A 3,100-nucleotide genomic window follows, 5' to 3' on the forward strand; every position below is an offset into this window, starting at 1 on the left:
GTTCAGCATTCACCGAAATCCAAGTCAACTTTTTCTCATTTAAATAAATGCCCATAACCGTGTTTCGTACGGGTTCTTTTGTATGAAGACATCGAACAGATGGAATGTCTTCCAGTGCAAAAGCTGTTCCATCAGGATGAATAATTTCCCAGTCTAAACCAAAGGGGTTAACCGATAACATTTGGTCGTAAGGCACGTTTAGAATTTTAGCAGCGTAGGCATTGGCAGCAATTAGATTTCCTTCAAGGTCATGAAACACTACACCTTCTGACATTGTAGAGAGAACGGAGCGATACATGCTTTCACTTTTAGCCAGCTTTTCTCTTGCTTCGTGAAGATCAGTAATATCTACTATAGAACCAATAACTTCTTGTACTTCTCCTTTGTAGATATGAGGTATTAACTTCGTATAGTAAGCAAAGTCGTTCAAAAGTACTTCATAAGACACTTTCTCTCCCGCCCATGCTTTCTCATAGTATCTCTTATTTTCTTTCGCGTAGGATTCAGGCAAAAATTCTTCAAGTGTTTTACCAACAACATCTATTTCCTCATATCCCATTTCACGAACCATTTTTCCTTCGCACATGGTATGAATATACCCTTTATCGTTTTTTACAAATTTAAAAATAGCGCCATCTTGTTGTGAAAGCGTGCGTTTTAAATCTTCTTGTAAATCCAACAGCTGCTGTTGAGCCTTTTTTCGGTCTGTCACATCTTTGGCGATGACGTAACTGCCTTTAATTTGATCATGAACAATAATAGGCATTTGCGTTACTTCAACATATACAGGCTGATTATCTTTGCGAATGAGCGTTGCCTCATAATAAACAGAGTCTCCGTTCAGAGATTTCCACATATATTCTTCAGCTTGTTCAGCTTCTCTAAACATATAAGGAAACGGAATTTTCTCCATTTGATGCAACGTGTATCCCGTTAGCTCGATTCCTTTTGGATTAATCGTTTGAATATTGCCGTACAAATCAACCGCACACACAATATTAGGATTGTAGTTAAAAAGAGATTGATAATACTCTTCTTTTAATTGACTCTCCCTCACTTCTTCCTGACGCTTAAAAGCAGCAACGAGCAGGAAGACAATGAGTAGCGTAATTGTAATACTTGCAATAATATTGGAAAATGGCGCTTGATACGGCAGCCACTGCCCCCATTTTCTAGCAACTGAGTGTGCAATATGCAGCTTCATTCCATACATACTGATGAAATGCATAACTGAAATTCCAATGCCCAGTAAAATAGAGCTAACAAGTTTAAGAAAAGGATTAGCTTTCACGCTTTTCGAGCGAAAAAACAAGTGCATCGCATAAAATGCAACGACCAGGGCGATGATGATGGAAAGCAAAACAGATAGCAGAGCATAATGAATGCGTGCTTCTGTTTCGATTGCTGCCATGGCAATGTAATGCGTACCCAGAATACTGCTTCCTAAAATAAGCCCTRACCATATCGACGTGCGCCATTTCCAGAATGTCCAAAACGCAACTAATGATCCGCTAATCGCTATTATTAAAGCAAGGACAGAAAGTACAGCATCAAAATGAAAGCTAACAGGAACATAATAAGCAAGCATAGCAATATAATGCATCGCCCCCACTCCAAGCCCCATTGAAATTGCTGACAGCGTAAGCCACAAATAATTGTTCCGCTGTTTTTTTATCATTTTGCTCATAATATCAAGTGCTGTATAAGAGGCAAGAATCCCTACAATGACAGCAAGAAATACGGTAAATTCATTATAGTGACCAGTAATTGAAATCATTTGCTTTCCTTTCAATTTAACGTTACTTCTTCTATCTAACTCTTCTTATAAGAACTATATTACGATCATTTGCTCCGAAAGCAGACACATGAAATAGACGAAACTTGCATAAGCTTCGTCCTTTCATCAACATAGCTATTTTAGAAGCAGCAGCATCTCTTAATTGGTCATTAACTGATGCAGCTGTTTTTGAACGTCTTGGATTTTTAATTTTGAGATATGAGCATATTCATCAATTTCTAAAAAATAAACAAGATATGTTTCATTTTTTGGTGTGATGTGCGAAACTTTCTGTAAATTCACGATATAAGACCGGTGTGTTTGACTAAATACAGAAGGGTTCAAATACATATAGATATCACTAATATTTTCATATGTCTCATAGACACGTGATTGAGTATAGATCAAACATTTTTTTCCGGATTTTTCAATAAAAATAATTTGATCAATTGGAATGTAATAAGTAGATCCATTAAATTTTACAGGCAGTCTTTTTAATTGCTGACTTGGCTTTTTTGACTGATTTTTATCAATTCCAATGGAGTTTTTTGCCCGCTCTAACGCCATATAAAGCCTGGTTTTTTCAATCGGTTTTACAATGTAATCCAGTGCTGACAGCTCAAATGCCTTCACAGCAAATTCATCGTAACCGGTGATAAAAATGAAGTTTAAATTCGGCTTAATGCGCAGGCACTTTTTTATGGCATCTACACCGTTAATCGTAGGCATATTAATGTCTACGAGCAAAAGGTCTGGACTCTTGGCCATCACTTCCTGTACAAGCTGCTCTCCGTCTTTGCAGATGCTAATCACTTCAAATTCCGGAAGCTGTTCTATAAAATAATCTAAAATTTCAACCGAATCTTCGTTATCATCGGCAATAATTAAGTTAATTTTGTTCATCCTGACTCCCCCTAGGATACAATGTTAAAGTATAGTACGAACTATTGCCCATTCTGTTTTATGCATGTCTACACATCGTTATAGTGTTTTTATGTTGAGATGAATGATCTACACGGACGCTAATCGTTAATGAACACACAACGATTGTTCATGGGGAATATTGCAATAATTGTAGGTTTTCTAGAAGAAGACATAAAAACCGTTTATCTATTATCATTTATTTTCCTAACAATGATTTAATACCCTTTTTATAATCTGTAAATCAGCATGTCAAAATCTTTATTTAACATTTTCGATAAAGGCGACACGCTCTTTTCAATCATTTTGTTTTCTCTTACTATTAAAACATGTTCTACGCTCTTTCACCCGTACTTTTGTTAATTTTTTTACTTTTCACTAAAGGTAATTACTTACATATTG

At 36.2% G+C, this 3,100-nt stretch carries 2 protein-coding genes; both read right to left on the reverse strand.

Annotated features, from left to right (window positions below):
- Positions 1-1,777 (reverse strand): MHYT domain-containing protein (locus AC1DRF_RS21065; protein ID WP_477741604.1); only part of this gene is annotated, 1,777 nt, incomplete at its 3' end.
- Between the two features lie 159 nt (positions 1,778-1,936).
- Positions 1,937-2,680: a LytR/AlgR family response regulator transcription factor gene (locus AC1DRF_RS21070; protein ID WP_427075495.1), complete on the reverse strand. Its 744-nt coding sequence runs from the start codon at positions 2,678-2,680 to the stop codon at positions 1,937-1,939.
- Positions 2,681-3,100 lie beyond the last annotated feature (420 nt).

The organism is Priestia sp. P5_B4 (genome assembly GCF_056400385.1).

Coding starts and splice junctions, on each gene's coding strand:
- AC1DRF_RS21070 (WP_427075495.1), bottom strand. CDS start 2,680: ATGAACAAAATTAACTTAATTATTGCCGATGATAACGAAGATTCGGTT.